Consider the following 23,430-nt stretch of genomic DNA (forward strand, 5'->3'; position numbering starts at 1 on the left):
TGCCGGCCGGCTTCGACCTAGGGGTAGAGACGACGAGCAGGAGGACTTCGATGGAGCATGTGACGTCTGCGGACGGTACGGCGATCGCCTACGAGCGACTGGGCAGCGGGGAACCGGTGATCCTGGTGCCGGGCGCACTGTGCGACCGGAACGCGCTCAAGCCGGTGGCACTCGCGCTGGCCGGTGAGTTCGACCTGATCACCTATGACCGGCGTGGCCGCGGTGACTCCGGCGACAAGACGCCGTACGCGGTGGAGCGTGAGGTGGAGGACATCGCGGCGCTCCTGACCGCGATCGGGGGCCGGGCAGCGATCTACGGGCACTCGTCCGGTGCTGGGCTGGCGGCGGTCGCCGCGAGCAGCGGGCTTCCGTTCACCAAGGTGGTGCTGCACGAGCCGCCGTACGGACCGGACGACGTCGACTCCAGCGAGGACGGTGCGCAGGTTCTCGAGCTGCTGCGGGAGGGGCGCAACCAGGAGGCGGTCGAGCACTTCCTCCTGATGGCCGGCCTGCCGACGGCCGAGGCTGTCGAGTTCGCCGCTGCGCCCGGTGTCGCCGAGCTGGCGCCGACACTCGCGTACGACTTCGCCGTGATGGACTACGGCGCTCCCGGTGGGCGGTTGCCGGTCGAGTTGCTGGCGAAGATCGCCCAGCCGGCTCTGGTGCTGGTCGGCACCGCCTCACCGCCGTTCATGATCGACGCGGGCTACCAGGTCGTGAAGCAACTCCGGGCGGCCGCGCTGATCGAACTCGCCGACCAGAACCACGTCGTACCGCCGGAGTTCCTCGCACCCGTGCTGCGGTCGTTCCTGCAGGGCAGTGTCAGTCGACGATGATCTCGATCGACACCTTGTCCGCGTAGAACGCCACGTGGTCGCGGATGTCGGCGACCGCGTCGTACGGCTGCTCGTACGTCCAGACCGCGTTCACACCGGTCTCGCCCGCGGGCAGGATGCTGTAGTACGACGCGTCGCCCTTGTACGGGCAGTACGTCGAGTGCTCGGTGCGCTCGAGCAGCGTGAAGTCGACGTCGTCCCGGGGGATGTACTGCACCGCCGGGTAGGTCGACTCCTGCAGGGACAGCGCGTCACGGGTGTCCGCGAGCACCTGGTCACCGAGCTTCACCACCACTCGGTCCGGGTTCTTCGCCACTGTGATCGGGTGGTCCGGGCCTGGGATCTTCTTCTGCGCCATAACCCAGGCCAACCACCGGCCGACCGATCGCATTCCCCTACGGCTGTTCAAGCTCCACGACCAGGCAGGGACCACCGTCGAAGGCGCCGCCGTCGATACCGAGCACCAGGCCGTCGGCGTACAGGTGCGGGCCGGTGAGGAACTCGGGGGAGATGTGCAGCATGTCGGCGACGATGCTGTGGCCGTGCACGATCCGCCGGCCGCCGAGGGCCTGGAGCATGATCCGGGCCACCTCCGGACCGCTCTCACCGCGGAACGCGTAGCGCGACGTCATCCGGCGCCAGATCTCCCACCAGACCACGATGTCGTCGTTGTGCAGGTCGGTGCGGGCGCGGGTGTTGATCTGGTCGAGAGTGTCACCCCACTCGACGTACTCCGCCGTGTCGGAGTGCATCAGCAGGTGGTCGGCGTCCAGGGCGAGCAGCGGCTGCTCGAGCAGCCAGGCGGCGTCGTCGTCGGTGAACAGCTCCTGGTCGCGGTCCTGGCCGCCGTTCAGTGCCCAGGAGCGCTCGAAGCTGCGGCTGGTGATGCCCTCGTGCGGAACGAAGGTGCCGCCGAACTTGCGCATCCCCAGGGCGAGGATCTCGTGGTTGCCGAGCAGCACGTTGACCGCACCGGCCGGTGCCTGCTCGACCAGACCACGGACGTAGCGCAGCGCGCCGATCCCGTCCGGGCCGCGGTCGAAGAAGTCACCGAGCACCCACAGCCGCGCGTCCATGCCGGACCAGTTGCCCTCGGCATCTGCCAGCCCCGCCGCCAGCAAAGACCCCTTCAGCTTCTCCGGATGCCCATGGATGTCGCTGACGGCGAAAACCCGTGTCATGTCACCCCCGTTGCTACCAAGCATGCGGTGAGAGTAGTCGCTCCCCGGTTGACCAGGTGACCCATGACTCGCCGTCTCACGCCCAGGAGAAGTGGACTTCGAGCGATACCTCGACGGAGTGGTCGCCGGGGGTGATGTTGATGGCGGCGGCGTCGAAGGCCTTGGCGGCGCCGGCCAGGGCCACCTCGCGGATGGGGGCGTGGCTGTAGGACTCGCTGATCGCAGTGACCGAGCCGAGCGAGTACTTGGCCAGCGCGGCGAGCGCGGTGCCCTTCTCCTCGGCCTGGCGGAAGGCCAGCTCCCGAGCGCGAGCCAGCAGGGCGGACTTGTCCTGTACGTCGAACTGCAGCGACTGCAGGCCCAGAGCGTTGCCGGCTGCGTCCACAGCTGCGTTGAGCAGAGTCCCGAAGCCAGTGAGGTCCCGAGTGGTGACGGTCAGCTGGTGCGAGCCCCGGTACGCCGCTGCGGTCCCCGGCTCGCGGTACTCCTGATAGACGTTCACCATCGTCGTGGCGATATCGGACGCATCCACGCCCTGCTCGCGCAAAGCTGCAATCACCGCATCCGAGCGCTCGGCCACCTGCGCGACCGCTGCGGCCACGTCCGGCGCGACGTGCTCGACACTCAAGGACACCCGAAGTACGTCGGGCGCCGTGCTGACCTGACCTGATCCGACAACCGTTACCCCAGTTTCCATGGCAGTTAGTCTGACACTTCCCGCAAGGCACCGCAGTCTGCTCAGCTGGTGTCATGCGTAGCCGAATCGTCACTGTCACCGTGCTCGCCGGTCTCCTGCTCACCGGCCTCAGCACTGCCGAAGCCACCGGACGGGACGCCGACGTCACCCGGGCGTTCGCCGCCACCAATCGCAGTACCGCGTGGACCCAGGTCGCACGCATCCCGCTGCGCTTCCCGACATACCACCCGCAGGGCTTCGCGCTGGTCGGCGATCTGATCTTCTTGTCGAGTGTCGAGGTCCTGGAGCCGCCGGTGAAGTACCCGGTGCCGGTCGACGGCTACGACCGCTCACCGGGTAAAGGCATCGGGCACCTGTTCGTCCTGGACCGGCAGGGCAACCTGAAGAAGGACATCCGCCTTGGCGAAGGTACGGCGTACCACCCGGGCGGTATCGACTTCGACGGCCGTGATGTGTGGATCCCGGTCGCGGAGTACCGGCCCAACTCGCGGGCGATCGTGTACACAGTCGACCCGAAGACCTACCGCGTCACCGAGCGGTTCCGCGCCAACGACCACGTCGGTGGGGTAGTCCGCGACCGCACCACCGGACTGGTTCACGGCGTCAGCTGGGGCTCGCGCACTCTCTACAAGTGGACTCCCACCGGCCACCGCCTCGATCGCGTCGCCAACGAGAGCCATCTGCTCGACTATCAGGACTGCGACTACGTGTCCCGCGGTAAGCAGCTCTGCGGCGGTGTCACTAGTCTCCCCGGTCCCAAGGGCTCCTACGACCTGGGCGGCCTCGCACTCCTGGACCTCCGCACCAACCGCATCCTGCACGAGATCCCCTTCCCCTACTTCTCTCCCACCGGCCGCAACGCCACCCGCAACCCAGTAGCCCTGGAAACCACTCAGGACAAGCTCCGCCTCTACACGGCCCCCGATGACGGCGAAGACCCCACTGGCACCGAGATCCAGATCTACGAGTCACCCATCAGCTAGCTCTGGGGATGATGCGGGCCGGGATGTTGTGGAGGTGGCACAGGGCGAGCAGGGCAGTGCCGTCGATCAGTTGGAGGGGTTTGCCGGTGGCGAACTGGTAGCTGGTGGGGCCGAAGCCGCTGGTGGTGATGAGGATGCCTTTGGTGGCGCCTGCGTCGAGGACGGTGCCGAAGAGGTCGCGGACGGCGGAGGGCGGGACAGTGCGGGTCCAGAGCTTGGCCTGGACGACGAACTTGCCGCCCGTGATGGGGCGCGGGTCGTAGGCGACGCAGTCGATGCCGCCGTCGGTGCCCAGCCGGAACAGGCGCGTCTCCAAGCCCATGCGGGTGAGGAGGTTCTGGACCAGGTGCTCGAAGGACTCGGGGCTGAGGTCCAGCAGGTTCGGTCGGCTGTCGATCTCGCTGAGGACGTCGATCGGCTCGACCGTGCGCGGGTCGGCCAGGTCGAAGTCCAGCACCGGCTCGACCGGCTGCAGCTCCTCTGGGTGCCGTGAGACCTCAGCGGCGAAGTAGTGGCGTACACAAGCGACTGGGTCGAGCTGGTCGAGCACCAGCGCCTGGAACTGCTCACGTGTTGCCCGCAACGTGATCAGGCACGGCCGCACGGTCTGCCCGGTCGGTAGGTCCACCGACTCGACCATCCCGTTGAAGACCACGGTGTCGACGACGCCGTACCGATCACTGCCGAAGACGAGGTGCAGTGCGCGCAGTGCGAGCTGAGCGACCAGCTGCTGGTAGAGCAGCCGCACCTCCTTCTCCGGCCGCGGTACGGCGACCACCGCGTCCGCCGCGCGGTCGTACCGGTACGACGCCTCCTTCGGTACGACGCTCATGTCCGGCAGGTCCCATTCGATCGCCAGCAACGTGGACTCGGGCACGTAGCCGACCCGGCGTCGGCGTGGGAAGTCCAGGGGCTCGGTCACTCGCTCCAGTGCCTTGGTGAAGTACCGGGTCACCGCAGCACGGTCATGACTCTCCACTGCGCGCTGGTACGCATCGACGCGAGCGTGCTGCTCAGCGGTGGCGTCGTCCAGCCGGCGCTGCTGCTCGACCTGTTCTCGCTGAGCACGAGTCACGCGGTCGCGGCGGCTCTCCTCGGCGGCGCGGTGCCGCTCGATCGCCTCCGCGAACCGGTCCTCGGCCGCGGCCAGCCGCCGCGCATACCGGCGCTCGGCTCCCCACCAGCGGAACCGTCCGGGCTCCTGGGGCAGGAACGCGTCCCAGACGGGTCCGGGACGCGCTGTCAGATCTGCTGCCGGTACGGCGGGCGGGGCGCGCCGGGGTGCGCGTTTGAGCGTCTGCAGATCGGTGCCGTGCACATCGATCGCCAGTGTGCTCGCCAGGACGTTGCCCAGGTCCCGGACGCGTTCGCTCACCGCAGCGGTCCGTTGTGCCGCTTCGGCGGTACGTCCGGGCGGACGGTCGCTGCGGTGCTGACCTTCGGCGGATCGGCCCATCGCCTCACACCTCTCCCGTCCACTGTAACGGTCCAATGACTCAGCGCGACCGATGTGACGGAGAGTTGGCAAGGACATTGCTTGCCGTCCACCCCCTGTTTCCTGCCGCACGTGCAGCTGCAGAAGCCGTTGCCTGCATGAGAGATCTGTAATGTTCGCCTCATGCGGTTCTTCGGCCCGGATCGCAGGGTGGGAGAGTGCGATCTCCTCGAGTGGTCTACGGACTGGTCGCCGTCGTGCTGGCGGTGGCCGGATTCGTGCTGCCGCGATGGCTGGCCGAGCAGTCCGGCCCGGAGCTGGGGGAGACCGTCGTCGTCACCCCCAGTACGGCGGGTCCTACCAAGCAACCGCCGGCTGCCCGGCCGAGCGGTCCGGGGGCAGGGCCGGTGTCACCCGCCCCGGTGCGGACGGCAGGCGACGATGTCGACGACGGTCCGGACGACCCCGATGACGACGGCCCGGACGACGATGGCTGACCAGGGGCGCGGTTGAGGCGCCCAGTGCCCAGTGCACGGGTCCGGATCATCTCCTGGATGCTGGGCGTGCTCGCACTGGCCATGGTCATGGTGGTCTTCGTGACCTGGCAGGTGTTGTCCAGTCGCTCCGACGACGCAGCGGACCGGGAGCTGAGCCATGAGGCGGCCAAGTTCCGCGGGTTCGCCGCCACGCCAGACGCAGCCGCTCTCCGAACACCGGAGGAGCTGCTGGAGCGCTGGCTCCAGCTGAATCTGCCTGACGACTCCGAGGCCTTCTTCACCATCGTGGACGGCCGCCCGTACCGGCGCGGTCAGGGCACTCCGCCGGCCCGCCTCGACACCGACAACGCGTTCATCCAGCGCATCGCCGGTGCCACCGAACCGACGTACGGCTGGGCCACAAGCTCGGCTGGCAAGGTCCGGTACGGCGTCCTGCCGGTCCGGGTCGGCGACCAGCCGGTCCGGGCGCAGCTGGTGGTGATCGAGTTCCGCGACCTGATCGCCCAGCCGTCGGAGGACGCGGCCCGGGCGTTGGCCGTGGTCGGTGCGATCACCCTGGCCCTGGCAGCTGTCGCCTGCTGGCTGATCACCGGGCGAGTGCTCGCTCCGATCCGCCAGCTACGCAGTACGGCCGAGCAGATCAGTGAATCCGACCTGCGGCGCCGGATCCAGGTCGTCGGTACCGATGACGTCGCTCAGCTCGCACGTACCTTCAACACGATGCTGGACCGGCTGGAGGCGGCGTTCCTCACGCAGCGGGAGTTCGCCGACAACGCGGGCCACGAGCTGCGGACGCCGATCACCGTGATCCGGGGACACCTGGAGCTGATGAGTGACGACCCGGACGACCAGGAGCAGACGAAGGCGCTGGTACTCGACGAGCTGTCCAGGATGAACCGGATGGTCGACGACCTGCTGGTGCTGGCCAAGAGCGACCGGCCGGACTTCCTGGCACCGGGTGAGGTCAACCTGACCGAGCTGGTCGTGGAGGTCGTGGCCAAGGCCCGTCCGCTGGCGGAGCGGCAATGGCGAGTGGACGGGACGGCCGATGCGGTGGTGATCGCTGACGGGCAGCGGCTCACCCAGGCGCTGATGCAGCTGGTGGCGAACGCCGTCCGGCATACGCAGGCGGGGGACCGGATTGCTGTCGGCTCCCGGGTGCGGGACGGACAGGTGCTGCTGTGGGTCTCCGACTCGGGGACTGGCGTACCAGCCGCCGACACCGAGCGGATCTTCAGCCGGTTCGTCCGTGGCGACGACCAGGTCCGAGCCGAAGGTGCCGGTCTGGGGCTGTCGATCGTCCGGTCCATTGCGCAGGCACATGGTGGCGAGGTCCGAGTGGCCGAGCAGAGTGCTCCGGGGGCTCGCTTCGAACTGACTCTGCCGGAGGTGCGTGGATGAGCCGGATTCTGATCGCAGAAGACGAGGAACGGATCGCCTCCTTCGTCGAACGAGGCCTGCGGGGCAACGGGTTCGTCACCACAGTTGTAGGCGACGGCGAAACGGCGTACACAGAGGCTGTCAGTGGTGCGTACGACCTGCTCGTGCTGGACATCGGACTGCCGCGAGTGGACGGCTTCACAGTGCTCAGAAGGTTGCGGGAGGCCAGAGTCACCATGCCGGTAGTGATCCTGACCGCCCGGGACAGCGTGCGGGACACTGTGGCCGGACTGCAGGGTGGTGCGGACGACTACCTGGCCAAGCCGTTCGCATTCGAGGAGCTGCTGGCCCGGATCAGGTTGCGTCTGCGCACCGACAGCCCTGGTACGCCGGACGCCACAGTCCTGCGCGTTGGTGACCTCGAACTCGACCTCCGCACCCGACGGGCAGTTGTGGGGGACCGCAGTGTCGACCTGACCGCCCGGGAGTTCCTGCTTGCGGAGATGTTCTGCCGGCATCCGGATCAGGTGCTGTCCCGCGAGCAGCTGCTCTCACAGGTCTGGGGCTTCGACTTCGACCCGGGCTCGAACGTGGTCGACGTCTACATCCGCTACCTGCGCCGCAAGCTCGGGCAGGAACGGATCGAGACTGTCCGCGGGATGGGCTACCGGCTGTTGCCTTAGAACCCTCTCATCGGCGGCTCAGACCGGTCTCACGGTTCCGGACCAGGGTGGAGACATCACCGAGTCCCCAAGGAGGAACCATGACTGGTCTGGCCATCGCGTTACCGGCTGACCTACTGGCCGTCGCTCTACTTGCCTACGGCATCTACTTCCGGCGCTACCACCGCCGCGACCTGCTGCTGGCCTACGTCGCCCTGAACATCGGCGTACTGGCCGTGACCGCGATGCTGGCCGACAGCGGAGCTGGTGCGGGTCTGGGACTCGGACTGTTCGGCATCCTGTCGATCATCCGGCTGCGCTCCGACTCGATCACCCAGGAGGAGGTCGCCTACTACTTCGTGGCGCTCGCGATGGGCCTGGTCAACGGACTGCACCCGGGACCGGTGTGGCTGGCCCCCGTGCTGAGTCTGCTGCTCGTCGCTGTCATGTACACCGTCGACCACCCGCGACTGATCAGCCGCTCGCATCGGCAGAAGGTCGTGCTCGACCGCGCCTACCCGCAGGTGAGCGAGATCCGGCCGGTGCTGGAGCAGTTGCTCGGAGCAGAGGTGAAGTACTTCGTCGTACTGGACCTCGACCTGGTCACCGATACGACTGTGGTCGACGTCCGGTACCGGAGTCGGACCAAGGTGTCCCGCGCCGCGCGTCCGGCGCCCGTCCATCAGTTCGCCGCATGAGCACGACCAGGACGGCCGCAGCAATGGCAGGTGCGCTGGAGCCGTTTCCGGTGATCACTCTGCCGGAGGTACTGGCGGAGGCCGCACTGCAGGTCAGAGTCGACCGGAAGTACCTCGTGCCGCTGGAGACCTTCGTTGAGCTGACAGCGCGGCTGCGTGCGACGTTCGCCGCGCTGTGGATCGACGGCAGGTGCAGCTTCCGCTACGAGTCGGTCTACTTCGACACCGCCGACCACGAGCTCTACCGACAGCACCTGCAGGGCCGGCGTCGCCGCTACAAGCTCAGGACGCGCGCCTACCTGGACAGTGGCGAGTGCAGTCTGGAGATCAAGCTCAAGGGCGCCCGGTCCGAGACGATCAAGTCCCGCGTGGACTATCCACTCCCGGACCGCGCCCGGTTGACGCCGCCGGCCTGGGACTTCGTGACAGAGCGGCTCCAGACCGAGTACGGCGTACCGCCGGAGCCACGGCTCGGTCCGGCTCTCGCCACGACCTATCGGCGCAGCACGCTGGTGGATCCGGTCGGCCACGCCCGTCTGACCTGTGACACCGACCTGCGGTTCTCAGCGCCAGGTCACAGCGTGCAGGTGCGGCCGGACGTCGTACTGGTCGAGAGTAAGACGGCAGGCCGGGCAGGCACGGCGGACGACGTACTGCGTGAGCTGGGAGTTCGGCCGATCAGCGTAAGCAAGTACTGCGTGGCCGTCGCGCTCCTGAACCCCCGGTTGCGAGCCAACCCCTGGCACCGAACGCTGCAGCTCTTCCGCTGACGGTCCTAGACTCGGCGCAACGACCACTCAGGAGGCGCGAATGTCCGCTAGCTATGCCTCGGGAACCTCTGACGTACCCCTGCTGGGCGAGACGATCGGCGCCAACCTGAGACGGACAGTCGAGCAGTACGGCGACCGGGACGCGCTGGTGGAGGTGCAGAGCGGCCGGCGCTGGACGTACGCCGAACTGGGTGCCGAGGTGGATCGGGTCGCGAAGGGCCTGCTGGCGCGGGGGATCGCCAAGGGCGACCGGGTCGGCATCTGGGCGCCGAACTGCGCGGAGTGGACCATCACGCAGTACGCGACCGCCACGGTCGGCGCCATCCTGGTGAACATCAATCCGGCGTACCGGACGCACGAGCTGGCCTATGCGCTCAACCAGTCCGGTGTGCGACTGCTGATCTCGGCCACTGAGTTCAAAACCAGCAACTACCGAGCCATGGTCGACGAGGTGCGCCCGGACTGCGCAGCGCTCGAAGAGACCGTCTACATCGGCACCGGTGACTGGGACAGCCTCCGCGACGCGGCGGACCGAGTGAGCGACCAGGAGCTGCAGCAGCGCACCGAGGAGCTGGCCTTCGACGACCCGATCAACATCCAGTACACCAGCGGCACCACGGGCTTCCCGAAGGGCGCAACCCTCAGCCACCACAACATCCTCAACAACGGCTTCTTCGTCACCGAGACGATCGCCTTCACCGCAGAGGACCGCCTCTGCATCCCAGTGCCCTTCTACCACTGCTTCGGCATGGTGATGGCGAACCTGGGCTGCACAACGCACGGTGCGTGCATGGTGATCCCCGGTCCGGCGTTCGACCCCGCCGCCACGCTGCAGGCAGTGCAGGACGAGCGGTGTACGGCGCTGTACGGCGTACCGACGATGTTCATCGCCGAACTGGGCCTGCCGAACTTCGCCGACTACGACCTGTCCACGCTGCGCACTGGGGTGATGGCGGGGTCGCCGTGCCCGGTTGAGGTGATGAAGCGGTGTGTGGCCGACATGCACATGGCTGAAGTGGCTATCTGCTATGGCATGACCGAGACGTCGCCGGTGTCCACGCAGACCCGGCGTGACGACGACCTGGACCGCCGTACGTCGACCGTCGGGCGGGTGATGCCGCATGTCGAGGTGAAGCTCGTGGATCCGGCCACTGGTCGCGTGGTCGAGCGCGGTGAGCCGGGGGAGCTGTGCACTCGCGGCTACTCCGTCATGCTCGGCTACTGGGACGAGCCGGAGAAGACGGCGGAAGCGATCGACCAGGCGCGCTGGATGCACACCGGCGACCTCGCGGTGATGCGTGACGACGGCTACGTGAACATCGTCGGCCGGATCAAGGACATGGTCATCCGCGGTGGCGAGAACGTGTACCCGCGTGAGATCGAGGAGTTCCTCTACACGCACCCGGCGATCGCCGACGTCCAGGTGATCGGCGTACCGGACGAGAAGTACGGCGAGGAGCTCTGCGCGTGGATCAAACTCAAGCCCGGCGCCGACCCGCTCGACGCCGACGCCGTCCGGGAGTTCGCCACCGGCAAGCTGGCCCGCTTCAAGATCCCGAAGTACGTGCTGCTGGTCGACGACTTCCCGATGACCGTGACGGGGAAGATCCGGAAGGTCGAGATGCGCGAGAAGTCCGTCGGCCTGCTGGGACTGTCGTGAGCAAGGCGCCGATACCGAAGGCTGCACCGAGCACGCTGACACCGGTCCAGCCGGCGCGGACATAGAGCCAGGTGGATGCGATCGCACCCAGTCCGCTGCCGATCGAGTAGAAGATCATGTAGCCGCCGATCAAGCGGCTGCCTGCGTCGGGGCGGAGCGGGTAGATCCGGCTCTGGTTGGTGACGTGGATCGCACCGGTGGCCAGGTCGAGGACGACGGCGCCGATCGCCAGCGCCAGCAGGGATTTCGGCGTCCAGACGATGACTGCCCAGCTGGCCACCAGCAGCAGGGCAGCGATCAGCGTAACTCGTTGCCCAAAGCCCCGATCGGCCAGCCGTCCGGCCGGGCCGGACACGATCGCGCCCGCGGCTCCGATCAGTCCGAACGCGCCGATCGCCGTGTGTGACAGGCCCTCGTCGGTCAGCGGCAGGGCGACAGCGCTCCACAGGGTGCTGAACGAGGCGAAGATGAAGAAGGCCCGCAGCCCGGTGATCCGGAACAGCGGTTCTTCGCGCCACAGGTCGATGATCGAGCGGAGCAAAGCGCCGTACGACAGATCGGTGCGCGGTTGCGGCGGGGACTTGACCAGGGTTGCGGCGATCAGCAGGCAGAGGGCGCAGGCCACCAGGTAGATCGCCCGCCAGCCTGCCACGTCGGTGAGCGCCCCGGATGCGGTGCGGGCCAGCAGGATGCCGAGGACGACGCCGGTGGTGATCGCGCCGACGGTCCGGCCGCGTTCGGCCGGGGCACTCAGTGATGCGCCGAACGCGACCACCGACTGGGTGACCACCGCGAGCCCACCGACCGCAGCAAGCCCGATCAGCAGCATGACGGCGTTCTGCGCGAAGCCCACGATCAGCAGCGCGCCGGCGAGCAGGACGAACTGGGTCCGGATCAGCCGGCGCCGGGGCAGCCGATCACCCAACGGGACCAGGAAGAACAGGCCCAGCACGTAGCCGATCTGGGTGACCGTCACGAACACCCCGACCGTGCTCGTGGACAGGCCGAGGTCCTGTCCCATCGTGACCAGCAGCGGCTGCGCGAAGTAGACGGTCGACACCGCGATCGCGGCCGACACCGCCAGATAGAGTCGTGGTTTCATGTTGCAACCGTAAAGCTGGTGGTAGCATTTTGCAACCAGGAGGTGTGGTGATGGTCAAGCGGACGCGGTTCGACGAGGAGAGCTGCCCGGTGGCGCGCTCGGTGGATGCGGTCGGCGACTGGTGGTCGCTGCTGATCGTGCGCGACGCCTTCGACGGCAGTCGCCGGTTCGGCGAGTTCCAGAAGAGCCTGGGGATCGCGAAGAACATTCTCAGTGCACGCCTGAAAGGCCTTGTGGAGCAGGGAATTCTGGACAGCGACTATGCGCTGACCCCGAAGGGTGAGGCGCTCTTCCCGGTGATCGTCGCGCTCCGCCAGTGGGGTGAGGCGTTCTCGTTCGAGCCGGGGGAGCCGCGCTCCGAGCTGCTCGATCGCCGCGACGGCAAACCGCTGCGGCCGCTCGAGGTGCACGCTGCCGACGGCCGCCTGGTCACGGCCGCCGACACCGAGGTGCGAAAGCCCTAGCGGACCGCAGCGAGCGCGGCTGAGTCCTCGTCGCCGAAGACGTCCTCCAGTCGCTCCGGGGAGTAGTCCAGGTCGATACCGGCCACGTCTGCGCCCACTGCGGACTCGATGGCGCCCAAACGCCGGGTGGCCCGGTCGCCGGCGTACGTCATCAGTGCGGTCGGGTTGATCTCCGGCGGGAGCTCGGGGGAGTTGTCGAGGGCCCACTGGATCTGGACGAGCGCATGGGGCAGGAGCTCCTCCATGGTGTCGGTGACGACCTTCCAGTTCGACTCGTCGGCAGCGACGTGCCGGCGGCAGGTGAACGTGCCCCAGGCCATGTGGCGACGTTCGTCGTCACCGATCCGGCGGATCAGCTCCTGCATGCCCGGCAGTACGCCGCGCGCCGTACACAGCAGGTTCCATGCGTGGTACCCGGTCAGAGCGAGCGTCCCCTCGACCACGTGGTTGTAGGTGACGGAGGCGCGGACCTGGTTGGCCGGTGACGGGTCGTCGGCCAGTGACTTGAGTGCGACCGGCAGGGCCTCGTAGAAGATCGCGCGGTAGCCCGGATTGGTCTCGACGTACCGGTGTAGGTCCTCAGTGACGCCGATGGCGTCCAGCCAGAGCCGGAAGACCGCAGTGTGCTTGGCCTCCTCGAAACAGAACTGCGTCAGGTACATCTCGTCGCCGAACCGGCCCTCTGCTGCCATGGCTTGCAGGAACGGCTGCAGGTCCTCGGTGACCGCCTCCTCACCGGCGATGAACTGTGAGCAGAGCATCAGCGCGTTGTCCTGGTCGTTCGGACTCATCTCCTGCCAGTCCTTGGCGTCCTGGGTGAAGTCGATGTCACGTGGGTTCCAGAACTTGCGGTTGCCCTTGTCGAACAGCCGCAGCGGCAGTGCGTCCCAGTTGAAGCCACCTGACTTCAGAGAGTTGAAACCCTGCCTGTGCAACGGATTCGTCATCACTGCCTCCTGGACTGGACTAGGAAGGGACTGAGGACGCGAGCCAGCTGCGCCGCCACAGCGGCCGGTGGGGGCCCCGGCGTGACGATGTGGCTGAGGACAACGCGTAGGGCGATGTCGACGCAGCTGGTCGCGTCCTGTGGTGGCACCTCGGGCCAGTGCTCACGGACGTGGGCATCCAGCGCCTGGTGACTCACCTCCAGCAGCTGCTGCCCCCGTGTGGTCAGCAGCTGACTGGCCTGGTCCGATCCCGGCTGTCCCAGCATCGCCTTCACCAGCGGGTTCTCCCCGGCCAGTGTGAGCGCCCGCTCGACCGCGGCCTGCAAACCGGCGATCGGGTCGGGCGCGGCAGCGAGTGCTGCGTTCACTTCCAGCAGGAACCGTTCCGTCTCGCGGGTGGTGACCGCCTGCAGCAGTCCCCACTTGTCGCTGAACTCGTTGTAGACGGTCTGCCGGGACACTCCGGTACGGCGGGCCACCTCGGCCATCCGGAGCCCGTCGTACCCACCCGCAACGATCGCGTCGTACGCAGCATCCAGCAGCTCGTCGTGGAGCCGCCGTTTGGTCCGGTCCGCGAACGAGTCCATGACCCTGAGGGTTTACAAAAACCTCCAGAGTGTCAAGAGGTCAGACGTATAGCTGTTAGTTGTCAAGTGATGAGAAGTGCGTCGCGTCGCCCGTGCGCGGCGTACTGCGGACACCGTCGACACTCACCGGTACGTCGCCCGCCAGGGTGATGCGGTGCAGTCGGCGCGGCTGGTCGTCGTAGTCGGCGACCCCGTAGTGCTGGGTCGCGCGGTTGTCCCAGATCGCGAGGTCGCCCGGCTGCCACTGCCAGCGGACGGTGTTGTCGAGATTCGTGATCCGGTTCTGCAGCAGCTGGAACAACGCTGACGTCTCGGTGCTGCTCAGCCCGACGAAGCGGCGTACAAAGTGCCCCAGGAGCAGCGAACGCTCACCTGTCTCGGGGTGTACGCGTACGACGGGGTGCTCGGTCTCGAACAGCTTCGACTCGAACTGCTTGTGGTGCTCCTCGAACTTCACGTCGACCCCGCCGATCCGGCCCTCGTCCGCGTGCCCGGCGTAGTCGTACACGTTGCTGTGCACCGCCCACAGGCGTTCGACCAGGGCCTTCAAAGACTCAGGCAGACCCGCGTACGCCGTGACTGTGTTCGCCCAGGTGGTGTTGCCTCCGTACGCCGGGAGGGTGACCGCGCGGAGCAGACTGACCGCAGGGATCCGGTCGACGAACGTGACGTCGGTGTGCCAGCTGTTCGCCTTACTGAAGTCGGAGTCGATCGGCAGCACGTTCGCTGCGCCGTCGAGACTCTTCGAGGTCGGGTGCGCGAGAGTCGGCGTACCGAGAAGCTGCGCGAACGCGAGCTGGCCGGCGTCGTCCAGGTGGTGCTGGTCGCGGAAGAAGATCACCTTGTGGTCGAGCAGCGCCTGCCGGATCGCCGTCACGGTCTCCGGGGCGAGGTCGCCACCGAGCTGGACGTTGCCGATCACGGCGCCGATCGCGCCACCGGCCTTGGCCACGGTGATCTCGGGGGCTTCGAGCTGAGCGGTCATGATGTCCTCCAGGGGGTGAATGTCCATAATCCAACTGATTTAGTTGACTTAGGAGCTGTTTCGGGATGCGAGACCGCCCGGCCGGAGGCAGGACGTAGGGTTGGGGACGTGTCAACCGCCGAGATCCAGCCCGCCACCGCGACCTTCGACGTACCGGAGCTCGTGGTCGGGTTCGACCTGGACATGACGCTGATCGACTCGCGCCCGGGGATTCAGCTGGTCTGGGACCTGCTCGCCGCGGAGACCGGCGTCCCCATCGACTCCGAGCTCGTGGTGAGCCGGCTCGGGCCGCCCCTGACCTGGGAGATGGCGAACTGGTTCCCCCCGGAGCAGGTCGACGCGATGGTCACGCGGTACCGCGAGCACTACCCCTCGCATGCGATCACCGGCAGCTTGCCGTTGCCGGGCGTGGCCGAGTCGCTGGCCGCCATCCGGGCCCTGCGCGGTCGGACGATGGTGGTCTCGGCGAAGCACACGCCGTCCGTGCGGCTGCACCTGGAGCACCTCGGGCTGGACGTCGACGAGCCGGTGGGTGACCTGCACGGAGCCGAGAAGGGTACGGCGCTACGCGAGCACCAGGCGGGCATTTTCGTCGGGGACCACACCGCCGATATCGACGGAGCGCAGGCGGCCGGAGCGGTTGCGGTGGCCGTGGCGACCGGGCCGTTCACGGCTGACGAACTGCGGGCGTACGGCGCAGACGTCGTACTGAACGATCTGACCGAGTTCCCGGCCTGGCTCGAGGCGTATGTGCTCGAGCAGCGGCTGGAAGCGCTGATGAAGCGGTTGTCGACCTACGACAAGCTGGTCGTCGCGTTCAGCGGTGGCGCCGACTCGGCGTTCCTGCTGGCGGCCGCGGCCCGGGCGATCGGCCCGGCCAACGTGGTCGCCGCGACGGCGATCTCGCCGAGCCTCCCGGATGCGGAGCTGGAGCCGGCGGCGCGGTTCGCCGACGCTCTCGGCGTGCGGCATGTGACGCCGCATACGCACGAGATGGAGCGCGAGGGCTACCAGGCCAACGCCGGGGATCGCTGCTACTTCTGCAAGGCCGAGCTGGTCGAGACCCTGCAGCCGATCGCCGACGAGTTCGGGATCACCGCGATCGCGACCGGGACGAACGCCGACGACGCGATCGCCGGGTTCCGGCCGGGGATCCGGGCCGCGCACGAGCGGGGTGCGATCACCCCGCTGAAGGACGCGCGGCTGACCAAGGCCCAGATCCGGGAGGCCTCGCGCAGCTGGGGGTTGGCGACCTCGGACAAACCGGCCGCGGCTTGTTTGTCCAGCCGGATCGCTTACGGCATCCGCATCACACCGAACTTGCTGGCCCGGGTCGACCGGGCCGAGGCGGCGCTCCGATCGCGGCTGGCGGCGTACGGGGTGCAGAACGTGCGCGTCCGCGATCTGGGTGAGGCGGCGAGTATCGAGATCGACCACGATCTGGTCGCTCGGGTGGATCACCAGGAGCTGGTCAATGCGGTCATGGCCGAAGGGTTCACGGCGGCCCGGGTCGATCCGCGAGGCTTCCGGTCGGGGTCGATGAACGAGCGGCTGAAGGATCCCGACAAGTACCGGTAATTTTCCCCGGGCGCTGCGGCGTCCGTTCACGTACTCTGGGTAGCCGGTCGGGCCGCCCGCCCGATCCGCGATTCCGACGATTGACTCTGAAGAGGTTCCCGTGCCCGTTGGCAAGGTCAAGTGGTATGACTCCGAGAAGGGGTTCGGCTTCCTCAGCAAGGAAGAGGGCGGTGACGTCTACGTCCGCGCCGAGGCGCTGCCGGCCGGCGTGACCAACCTCAAGCCCGGCCAGAAGGTCGAGTTCGGTGTCGTCGAGGGCCGCAAGGGCGAGCAGGCCCTGCAGGTCCGGCTGATCGACCCGCCGCCGTCGGTGGCGAAGGCGATGCGGCCGAAGCCGGAGGAGATGCAGCTCGTCATCGAGGACCTGATCAAGCTCCTCGACAACCTCGGCGAGAACTACCGCCGCGGCCGCCAGCCCGACGGCAAGGCCGCCCGCCAGGTCGCGACCGTCCTGCGCGGCGTCGCCGACAAGCTCGACGTCTAGCTGATCCGGGCCTGGATGCCGTCGAGGACGGTGTCCAGGCCGTCGATGAAGCCGTCCGTGCCGAAGTCGATGTCCAGCTCCTGTGGGTGCTGCAGGCCGGCGGCGGTTGCGGGGAAGCGGTCCTCGGTTGCCAGGAACGTCAGCCGCTGGGCGTAGAGCCGGTCGGCCGCCGCGGACTCCTCGGGTGACTTCGTGAACTGGTGAACGGTGAGCTGGACGGCGCCGCGCACGTAGATGTTCACCAGCAACATCGCCGACAACTTCTCTCCTGCTGTCAGCGAGGTGTCGTGGAACGCCTGCAGCGCCGACTCCATCCAGCTCAGCTGGTTGGGTGACAACGGCGGCTCGGAGACCGGCACCTGCAGGATCCACGGGTGCGCACGGAGCCCGTCGCGGAACGCCTCCGCCCAGGACATCATCCGGCTCCGCCAATCCTCGCCGTACAGGGCCGGGGCCTCGCCGAAGGCGTACTCGAGCATGACCGTGTAGAGGTCGTCCTTCGAGTCGACGTACCGGTACAGCGACATCGTCGTGAAGCCGAGCGCGGACGCCACCTTGCTCATCGACACCGCCGCCAGCCCGCCCTCGTCGGCGAGCGCGACCGCGGCCGCGCCGATGTCGCTCAGCTGGAACGTCGGCTTCGGTCCGGGCCGGGCCGGTCCCTCGAGACCCCACAGCTGCTCGAGCACCCGCGGTAGCTCCATGCTCTGACCTCTCTCATTTTGGGATTGTTTACATCATAGACAGATCCGGCTATGGTCTGTGTACGACACACACAGTGTGCGCCGTAGACAGATCCTCTGGAGGGGTTATGAGTACGACGGAACGCGCGGGACGGAAGGAGTGGATCGCGCTCGGCGTGCTCGCACTGCCGCTGCTGCTGGTCTCGATGGACGTGTCGGTGCTGTACTTCGCCGTTCCGTACATCTCGGCCGATCTCGGGGTGACCGCGACCGAGCAGCTGTGGATCTTCGACATCTACGGGTTCGTGCTGGCCGGACTGCTGATCACGATGGGTTCGCTCGGCGACCGGATCGGCCGGCGCCGGCTGCTGATCTTCGGGGCGATCGCCTTCGGGCTCGCCTCTGTGGCGGCGGCGTACGCGCAGAACCCCGAGCAGCTGATCGCCGCGCGGGCGGTGCTCGGGATCGGCGGCGCGACGTTGATGCCGTCGACGCTGGCGCTGATCCGCAACATGTTCCACGACGCCGGTCAGCGGCAGAAGGCGATCGCCTTCTGGAGCGCGGTGATGATGGGCGGGATCTCGCTCGGCCCGGTGTTCGGCGGGTTCCTGCTGGAGCACTTCTGGTGGGGCTCGGTGTTCCTCGCGAACATCCCGGCGATGGTTCTCCTGCTGGTCCTCGCCCCGGTGCTGCTACCCGAGTTCAAGGCGCCGGCCGGGGGACGGTTCGACCTGATCGGTTCGGTGCTGTCACTGGCCGCCGTACTGCCGATCATCTGGGGAATCAAGGAGCTGGCCGCGCACGGTGCCGCGTCGTTGCCGGTGCTGGCGATCGTGGCCGGGTTGGTCTTCGGAGTGCTGTTCGTGCAACGGCAGCGGACCGCGGCGTACCCGATGATCGAGCTCGCGATGTTCCGCAACCGCACCTTCAGCGGCTCGCTGGCGGCCAACACGGTCGGCATGCTGGCGCTGGTCGGCAACGCGATCTTCATGACGCAGTACCTGCAGCTGGTGCAGGGCCTGTCACCCCTGAAGGCCGCGCTCTGGTCACTCGCCCCCTCACTGGTCGTCGGCGGCGCAGCTCCACTCGCAACCACACTGGCCAAGCGGTTCGACCGTGCCTATGTCACCGGCGGCGCCTTCGTCCTCGCAGCCGGCGGCTTCGCCGTACTGACCCAGGTCCGGGTCGAGTCCTCCCTCGCAGTCATCCTCACCGGCGCCGGCTTGCTAGCCGCCGGCCTCGTGATGGTGATGTCCCTGGTCACCGAGTCCATCGTCGGCTCGGTCTCCCCCGAACGCGCCGGCTCCGCCTCCGCCGTCATGGAAACCTGCAGCGAATTCGGCGGCGCCCTAGGCATCGCCGTCTTAGGCTCCATCGGCACCGCCGCCTACCGAGCCGACCTCCCCGTGGACGCCGCAGCCCCCCTCCGCGAAGGCCTCCCCGCCGCCACCGCAGCCGCCACACACCTACCACCCGCAGCAGCCGAAGCCTTGCTATCGACCGCCCGCCAAGCCTTCACCCACTCCCTCAACACCATCTCAGTAGTAGGAGCCCTCCTCCTCCTAACCACAGCAGTCCTCACCACCCTCACCCTCCGCCGCCCCACCCCAGCCCCCACAACCCCCGCCCTAACCACCGCCGACCACTAACCACCACTCACAGCCAACCCCCGCCACGGCCAACCACCGCCCACAGCACCCCCCCCGCCAACCCCAGCCACCCGTTCGCAGGCTTGCGTACCCAACAGACGGCCGGAGCGGCGACCAGCCACAAACGCACACAGTCGGCCGCTGGTCGCCGTGCTGTTGGAGCCCGCGCCCCACCGTTCGCCGCGAGCATGCGGCCGAGAGCGACCGCGGGGCTACTCGCCGCCGCGGCCGTCTGTTGTGTAGCCAAGCCTGGAACCGTGGCTGGGGTTGGCGGTGGTTGCTGTAGGCGGGTTGACGTTGGTGGTGGATGCCGGGCAGGCGCGCGCGGTGGCTGGTGCACACGAGGGCGGGCGCGCGGTGGTTGACGGCGGTGGGTGGTTGCTGCCTGGGCTACCGGGGTGGGTCGGGGCGGGGGTTGGTTTCGATGGTGGGGTCTTTGGACCAGGGGGCCTGGTCTTCGAGGGTGTCGTCGGCGTCGTCGTCGGGCTGACCGCTCCACCATTGGCCGACCGGCTGTGTGCCGGTGGTTGGTACTTCGATGGTTGGTTCGTTGACGGAGCCGGCGGGGTGGTCGGTGCGGTGGGCGCGTTGTTCGGCGATGCTCGTGGTGAGGATCGTCCGCGTCGTACCGGTGTCAGTCGGGGGCTTGGGAGATCGGGGGGCGGGCTTGCGGGGCGGGCCGCCGACGCCGGGGATGCCGGACGGTTTCATCCGGAGGACGAGGAAGACGGCGAGCAGCAGGACCATGGCGAGGAAGCCGAAGCCGAGGCGGGGGATGAGGGGCAGCACGATGCCGCAGCCACCGCCGATCACCCAGGACAGTTGCAGCACGGTCTCCGAGCGCGCGAACACCGACGTACGGACGGATTCCGGGACGTCGCGCTGGATCATCGCGTCCAGCGACAGCTTGCCGAGCGAACTGCACGAGCCGGCGATCAACCCGAGCGCGATCAGTATCGGGAACCCGTAGAACACCGCCACCAGGATGGCGATGGTGGCGTCGGCGAGCAGCACGACCAGTACGACGGTCTCGGGTTTTCGGGCCTTGAGCAACGAACCGGCCAACGTGCCGAGGCTGTTGCCGAGGCCGGCCGCGGCGACCACCGCACCGGCCGCGACTGTGCCGTTGATCCCGGCGAGCGGCTGGTCGCGGAGCAGGAAGGCCAGGTACATGGTGAGGAAGCCGGAGACGAACCGCAGTCCCAGGTTGCAGCGGATACCGCGCGCGACGGCCGCGGTGATCGCCTTCCGCCGCATTTCGCGTCCCGCCGTACCGGTGACTTCTTCGCCGGCCGGCGAGTCGACCGCCGACGGCAGCCGGATCGCCAGGATCAGGCCGACCAGGTACACCAAGGCGGCCCAGCGCAGCGACCACTGTGGCCCGATCGCCGCGAACGCACCCGCGATGCCGGCGCCGACCGTCGCACCGGCGACACCGGCCAGCGAGATCCGTGAGTTGGCCGTGACGAGGGTGATCTCCTTGGGAAGCAGCCGCGGTACGGCGGATGCCCGCGTCACCCCGTAGGCCTTGGACGCGACCAGACATCCGAGCGCCGCCGGATACAACCAGACCGAACTGCTGTCGGTGATCGACCCGGCGAGACCCCAAACCAGGAACCCGCGCGCACCGAGAGTCGCGCCGATCGCCCACCGCCGGCCGTGCCGGAAGCGGTCCAGGATCGGCCCGATCAGCGGAGCCATCAGCGCGAACGGCGCCATCGTCAGCAGCAGGAACAGTGCGACCCGGTCCCGAGCCTGGTCGCTCGGCACGGTGAAGAACACCGTCCCCGCGAGTGACACCGCGAACGCTGTGTCACCGGCCGCGTTCACCGCGCCCAGCTCGATCAGTCGCTGCAGCCCCGATTCCTTAGCGCCCTGTGCTCCGGTCAGCCCGCTGATCCGCCGCCCGGTCCACCGGCCGACGGTCCCGCCGACACTCGCCGTCTTCTTCGACGCCGCCGCAACCCCGGTCGCCCCGACCTTCGAGGCCCGCCCGAACTTGCGCCCCGCCGTACCCAATCGCTCCCGAGCCGCCCCGACCCGCTCACCGGCCGACTTCTTCCCGGTCCCCGGATTGCCGGTCCCAGGAGCCGTACGGCGTGCGTTCCCGGATCCGCCGGCCTCGCCGGCAGGCGGCGTTCGGCCGTCTCGGGCGGCACCGGGCGGCGGGGCGCCGGAGGGTGTCGGCCGGGGGTCGGCAGGGTCAGGCGTCTGCATGCCTCCATCCTGCCTCCTGCGGGGGACAGACCGCAGTCACGGCGCGTTCGTGTGAGCGGTCCGGGCATGCGAGAATGGGCGATCGTGACTGCCCTCAGAACTCCGGAACCTGTGCGCGCCAAGGCCGACGCGGTCTGTGTCGCAGCAGTCGAACCTGCCCGCGAGGCCGCGATCGACGAGGCCGGCGCGGCGCAGATCGGCGAGCACCTCGGTCATCTGGTCGAGGGTGAGCGCCTCGTCACGCACTATTTCGCCTCTGCGCACCCGGGGTACCGGGGCTGGCGCTGGGCTGTCACGGTGACCCGCGCCTCCCGCGCGAAGACGGTCACCGTCAACGAGGTCGTCATGCTCCCCGGCGACGAGGCGATCGTCGCCCCCGAGTGGGTGCCGTGGTCCGAGCGCGTTCAGCCCGGTGACCTGCGGCCCGGCGACCTGTTCCCGACGCCCCCCGACGACCCCCGCCTGGAGCCCGGCTTCACCGACACCGGCGCCCCGGAGGACGTCCTCGAGGTCGTCGAAGAGCTCGGCCTCGGTCGCGAGCGCGTCCTGTCGGTGTTCGGCCGCGACGACGCCGCCGAGCGCTGGTCCACCGGCGACTTCGGCCCGAGCGCCCCGATCGCCCAGGCCGTCCCCTACAAGTGCAACGGCTGCGGCTACTGGATCCGCCTCGGCGACAGCCTCGGCCGCTCCTTCGGTGTCTGCGCCAACGAGATGGCCCCCGGCGAAGGCCGCGTCGTCGCCTTCGACTACGGCTGCGGAGCCCACTCCGACGCCGTCATCGACCTCGCCGAGCCCCCGGTCGCCGACCACGCCTTCGACACCACCGGCTACGACTCCATGGAGCTGGCCACCGACGACGAGGCCGCCGAAGCCGACGCCGTCCAAACCGAGCTAGAAGCCGCCGCCGAACCCACCTCCGACGACGAGGTCACCGAGTCCTGACCCCGGTACGCCGCCCCCCGGCGTACCGGCGTCAGTACTCCGCCCTGGCCCAGCCAGGCCGCTCGGTCAGGTGCCGCAGATGAGGACTGCCCTGACATTGCCCGTAGGTGCGCCGTCCACGACGCCGGTCACCACCCAATTGGTGTTGCCCTCGAACACGTCATAGGGGCTGCTGGAGACGATCGCCGGCGCGTCTGCACCTCCGCCGAGCCGCGACTGGCCAGGTGCGCAGGCGTCGGTGAAGACAATGCGATCCAGCCCGTTCACGATCGGCTGCCAGCCTGATTCGACGTGCTGGACGTTCTGAACGCCCTCGACACACACCACCTGCACTGTGAAGCCTCGCCGATCCGCGTCGCGATTACGCAGACTGAGGACCCAGCCGGTCAGGCTGTGCGGCCGGTTGCTCCGCAGCGACACGTTGTTGGTGTCGGCCCAGCCGCCACCACCGGTCATGACTCCGCGCGGACAGAGAACAGCCGTGGCATTGATCTGCCCACCGGCTACCGAACTGGTCGCGGTGTGCAGTGAGTAATAGGTCAGCCCAGAGACACAGACCGCTTCGACCCACGCATACACGTCGATCGTTGCGTTGTTGCTGACGGTTATTTCCCAGCCGTTGCCGCCATCGATGGCTTTGCTCGCATGGAGGCCTGTCGGGTAGCCGTGCGTGCTTGCGCCCCCACCGGTGGCCTTGGTGCCTGCCGGACAGTAGACCCAGATCCGCCAGTAGTACCCCGCAGGCACAGGCACACCGTGGCGTGCGACAGTCGACCGGGACCCAGCGTCGACCGCTCGTCGGCCGGCAGGTGCCGGTGGTGCAACTTGGCCGGCCTCCACCGGTCCGCCGATCCGGCCTGCAGAGGCTGTACCGCCTGCGTCGTAGGACGTCGCCCGGTCGATGTCGGCTGCAACCCCTTCCGACGTACCGCTGACCAGGACAATTGCTGTCACCACACCGAGTATCAAAGACCGCATCGATCAACCCCCAAG

The 23,430-nt window shown here is 68.2% G+C and carries 24 protein-coding genes; 13 read left to right on the forward strand and 11 right to left on the reverse strand.

The features are described 5' to 3' along the window. The first annotated feature begins 50 nt into the window (after nucleotides 1-50). The gene (locus ACFCV3_RS17865; RefSeq protein WP_376031088.1) at nucleotides 51-836 is read left to right on the forward strand and encodes an alpha/beta fold hydrolase; all 786 of its coding nucleotides are present in this window, start codon (nucleotides 51-53) and stop codon (nucleotides 834-836) included. Here the strand turns inward: ACFCV3_RS17865 and ACFCV3_RS17870 are convergent. From ACFCV3_RS17870 to ACFCV3_RS17880, 3 genes are all read right to left on the reverse strand, one after another. Beyond that, nucleotides 823-1,194, reverse strand: a complete 372-nt coding sequence (locus ACFCV3_RS17870; protein ID WP_376031089.1) for a DUF427 domain-containing protein — start codon at nucleotides 1,192-1,194, stop codon at nucleotides 823-825. The genes ACFCV3_RS17865 and ACFCV3_RS17870 overlap by 14 nt on opposite strands. 37 nt (nucleotides 1,195-1,231) lie before the next feature. Further along, complete coding sequence (locus ACFCV3_RS17875) at nucleotides 1,232-2,017, reverse strand: metallophosphoesterase (RefSeq protein WP_376031090.1); 786 nt, start codon at nucleotides 2,015-2,017, stop codon at nucleotides 1,232-1,234. A gap of 76 nt (nucleotides 2,018-2,093) precedes the next feature. Next, nucleotides 2,094-2,714 carry an SIMPL domain-containing protein gene (locus tag ACFCV3_RS17880; RefSeq protein ID WP_376031091.1) on the reverse strand — a complete coding sequence of 207 codons (621 nt, stop codon included), beginning with the start codon at nucleotides 2,712-2,714 and terminating at the stop codon, nucleotides 2,094-2,096. 53 nt (nucleotides 2,715-2,767) lie between these two features. Here ACFCV3_RS17880 and ACFCV3_RS17885 point away from each other — a divergent pair, with 53 nt between their 5' ends. Beyond that, the gene (locus ACFCV3_RS17885; RefSeq protein ID WP_376031092.1) at nucleotides 2,768-3,697 is read left to right on the forward strand and encodes a DUF6454 family protein; all 930 of its coding nucleotides are present in this window, start codon (nucleotides 2,768-2,770) and stop codon (nucleotides 3,695-3,697) included. Here the strand turns inward: ACFCV3_RS17885 and ACFCV3_RS17890 are convergent. After that, the gene (locus ACFCV3_RS17890; protein ID WP_376031093.1) at nucleotides 3,690-5,072 is read right to left on the reverse strand and encodes a restriction endonuclease; all 1,383 of its coding nucleotides are present in this window, start codon (nucleotides 5,070-5,072) and stop codon (nucleotides 3,690-3,692) included. The genes ACFCV3_RS17885 and ACFCV3_RS17890 overlap by 8 nt on opposite strands. A gap of 278 nt (nucleotides 5,073-5,350) precedes the next feature. Here ACFCV3_RS17890 and ACFCV3_RS17895 point away from each other — a divergent pair, with 278 nt between their 5' ends. The 6 genes from ACFCV3_RS17895 (at nucleotide 5,351) to ACFCV3_RS17920 (ending at nucleotide 10,799) form a co-directional block, all read left to right on the forward strand. Further along, nucleotides 5,351-5,629 carry a hypothetical protein gene (locus ACFCV3_RS17895; RefSeq protein ID WP_376031094.1) on the forward strand — a complete coding sequence of 93 codons (279 nt, stop codon included), beginning with the start codon at nucleotides 5,351-5,353 and terminating at the stop codon, nucleotides 5,627-5,629. Nucleotides 5,630-5,653: 24 nt separating this feature from the next. Continuing rightward, on the forward strand, nucleotides 5,654-7,030 hold the full coding sequence (locus ACFCV3_RS17900) for a sensor histidine kinase (RefSeq protein WP_376031095.1): 1,377 nt from the start codon (nucleotides 5,654-5,656) through the stop codon (nucleotides 7,028-7,030). Next, nucleotides 7,027-7,692 carry a response regulator transcription factor gene (locus ACFCV3_RS17905; RefSeq protein WP_376031096.1) on the forward strand — a complete coding sequence of 222 codons (666 nt, stop codon included), beginning with the start codon at nucleotides 7,027-7,029 and terminating at the stop codon, nucleotides 7,690-7,692. The genes ACFCV3_RS17900 and ACFCV3_RS17905 overlap by 4 nt, the downstream gene beginning before the upstream one ends. Before the next feature lie 80 nt (nucleotides 7,693-7,772). Then, entirely contained in the window at nucleotides 7,773-8,369 is a 597-nt protein-coding gene (locus ACFCV3_RS17910; RefSeq protein ID WP_376031097.1) for a DUF4956 domain-containing protein, read from the forward strand. Then, entirely contained in the window at nucleotides 8,366-9,139 is a 774-nt protein-coding gene (locus ACFCV3_RS17915; protein WP_376031098.1) for a polyphosphate polymerase domain-containing protein, read from the forward strand. Before ACFCV3_RS17910 ends, ACFCV3_RS17915 begins: the two co-directional genes overlap by 4 nt. A gap of 40 nt (nucleotides 9,140-9,179) precedes the next feature. After that, nucleotides 9,180-10,799 carry an AMP-binding protein gene (locus tag ACFCV3_RS17920; RefSeq protein ID WP_376031099.1) on the forward strand — a complete coding sequence of 540 codons (1,620 nt, stop codon included), beginning with the start codon at nucleotides 9,180-9,182 and terminating at the stop codon, nucleotides 10,797-10,799. On the opposite strand, the gene ACFCV3_RS17925 is transcribed toward ACFCV3_RS17920, so the two are convergent. Then, nucleotides 10,687-11,901: an MFS transporter gene (locus tag ACFCV3_RS17925; RefSeq protein WP_376031100.1), complete on the reverse strand. Its 1,215-nt coding sequence runs from the start codon at nucleotides 11,899-11,901 to the stop codon at nucleotides 10,687-10,689. The two genes, ACFCV3_RS17920 and ACFCV3_RS17925, sit on opposite strands and share 113 nt — an antisense overlap. 50 nt (nucleotides 11,902-11,951) lie before the next feature. Here ACFCV3_RS17925 and ACFCV3_RS17930 point away from each other — a divergent pair, with 50 nt between their 5' ends. Beyond that, a complete protein-coding gene (locus tag ACFCV3_RS17930) occupies nucleotides 11,952-12,365 on the forward strand; it encodes a winged helix-turn-helix transcriptional regulator (RefSeq protein ID WP_376031101.1) in 414 nt (137 codons plus the stop codon). On the opposite strand, the gene ACFCV3_RS17935 is transcribed toward ACFCV3_RS17930, so the two are convergent. Genes ACFCV3_RS17935 through ACFCV3_RS17945 form a run of 3 tightly spaced genes read right to left on the reverse strand, consistent with a single transcriptional unit; the run spans nucleotide 12,362 to nucleotide 14,911 of the window. Then, the gene (locus ACFCV3_RS17935; RefSeq protein WP_132404257.1) at nucleotides 12,362-13,312 is read right to left on the reverse strand and encodes a R2-like ligand-binding oxidase; all 951 of its coding nucleotides are present in this window, start codon (nucleotides 13,310-13,312) and stop codon (nucleotides 12,362-12,364) included. The genes ACFCV3_RS17930 and ACFCV3_RS17935 overlap by 4 nt on opposite strands. Then, on the reverse strand, nucleotides 13,312-13,899 hold the full coding sequence (locus tag ACFCV3_RS17940) for a TetR/AcrR family transcriptional regulator (RefSeq protein WP_376031102.1): 588 nt from the start codon (nucleotides 13,897-13,899) through the stop codon (nucleotides 13,312-13,314). Before ACFCV3_RS17940 ends, ACFCV3_RS17935 begins: the two co-directional genes overlap by 1 nt. Nucleotides 13,900-13,954: 55 nt before the next feature. After that, on the reverse strand, nucleotides 13,955-14,911 hold the full coding sequence (locus ACFCV3_RS17945) for a TauD/TfdA dioxygenase family protein (RefSeq protein WP_376031103.1): 957 nt from the start codon (nucleotides 14,909-14,911) through the stop codon (nucleotides 13,955-13,957). Nucleotides 14,912-14,992: 81 nt separating this feature from the next. Here ACFCV3_RS17945 and larE point away from each other — a divergent pair, with 81 nt between their 5' ends. Both larE and ACFCV3_RS17955 read left to right on the forward strand, forming a co-directional pair. Next, the gene (gene larE, locus ACFCV3_RS17950; RefSeq protein WP_376031104.1) at nucleotides 14,993-16,462 is read left to right on the forward strand and encodes an ATP-dependent sacrificial sulfur transferase LarE; all 1,470 of its coding nucleotides are present in this window, start codon (nucleotides 14,993-14,995) and stop codon (nucleotides 16,460-16,462) included. 100 nt (nucleotides 16,463-16,562) lie between these two features. Further along, a complete protein-coding gene (locus tag ACFCV3_RS17955) occupies nucleotides 16,563-16,946 on the forward strand; it encodes a cold-shock protein (RefSeq protein ID WP_344144973.1) in 384 nt (127 codons plus the stop codon). On the opposite strand, the gene ACFCV3_RS17960 is transcribed toward ACFCV3_RS17955, so the two are convergent. Next, nucleotides 16,943-17,650 (reverse strand): TetR/AcrR family transcriptional regulator, encoded by a 708-nt coding sequence (locus ACFCV3_RS17960; protein ID WP_376031105.1) that lies wholly within the window; start codon nucleotides 17,648-17,650, stop codon nucleotides 16,943-16,945. The two genes, ACFCV3_RS17955 and ACFCV3_RS17960, sit on opposite strands and share 4 nt — an antisense overlap. A gap of 107 nt (nucleotides 17,651-17,757) precedes the next feature. Here ACFCV3_RS17960 and ACFCV3_RS17965 point away from each other — a divergent pair, with 107 nt between their 5' ends. Beyond that, nucleotides 17,758-19,278: an MFS transporter gene (locus ACFCV3_RS17965; protein ID WP_376031106.1), complete on the forward strand. Its 1,521-nt coding sequence runs from the start codon at nucleotides 17,758-17,760 to the stop codon at nucleotides 19,276-19,278. A gap of 390 nt (nucleotides 19,279-19,668) precedes the next feature. Here the strand turns inward: ACFCV3_RS17965 and ACFCV3_RS17970 are convergent, their stop codons facing one another. Continuing rightward, nucleotides 19,669-21,495, reverse strand: coding sequence for an MFS transporter (locus tag ACFCV3_RS17970; protein ID WP_376031107.1), 1,827 nt, complete (start codon nucleotides 21,493-21,495; stop codon nucleotides 19,669-19,671). An 84-nt stretch (nucleotides 21,496-21,579) separates the two neighbouring features. Between ACFCV3_RS17970 and ACFCV3_RS17975 the strand changes: the two genes are divergently transcribed. After that, complete coding sequence (locus tag ACFCV3_RS17975) at nucleotides 21,580-22,437, forward strand: DUF3027 domain-containing protein (RefSeq protein ID WP_376031108.1); 858 nt, start codon at nucleotides 21,580-21,582, stop codon at nucleotides 22,435-22,437. Between the two features lie 66 nt (nucleotides 22,438-22,503). Here ACFCV3_RS17975 and ACFCV3_RS17980 read toward each other — a convergent pair whose 3' ends face one another. Continuing rightward, nucleotides 22,504-23,391: a hypothetical protein gene (locus tag ACFCV3_RS17980; protein WP_376031109.1), complete on the reverse strand. Its 888-nt coding sequence runs from the start codon at nucleotides 23,389-23,391 to the stop codon at nucleotides 22,504-22,506. Between the last annotated feature and the right edge of the window lie 39 nt (nucleotides 23,392-23,430).

This window comes from Kribbella sp. NPDC056345 (assembly GCF_042262745.1).
GTDB lineage: Bacteria > Actinomycetota > Actinomycetes > Propionibacteriales > Kribbellaceae > Kribbella.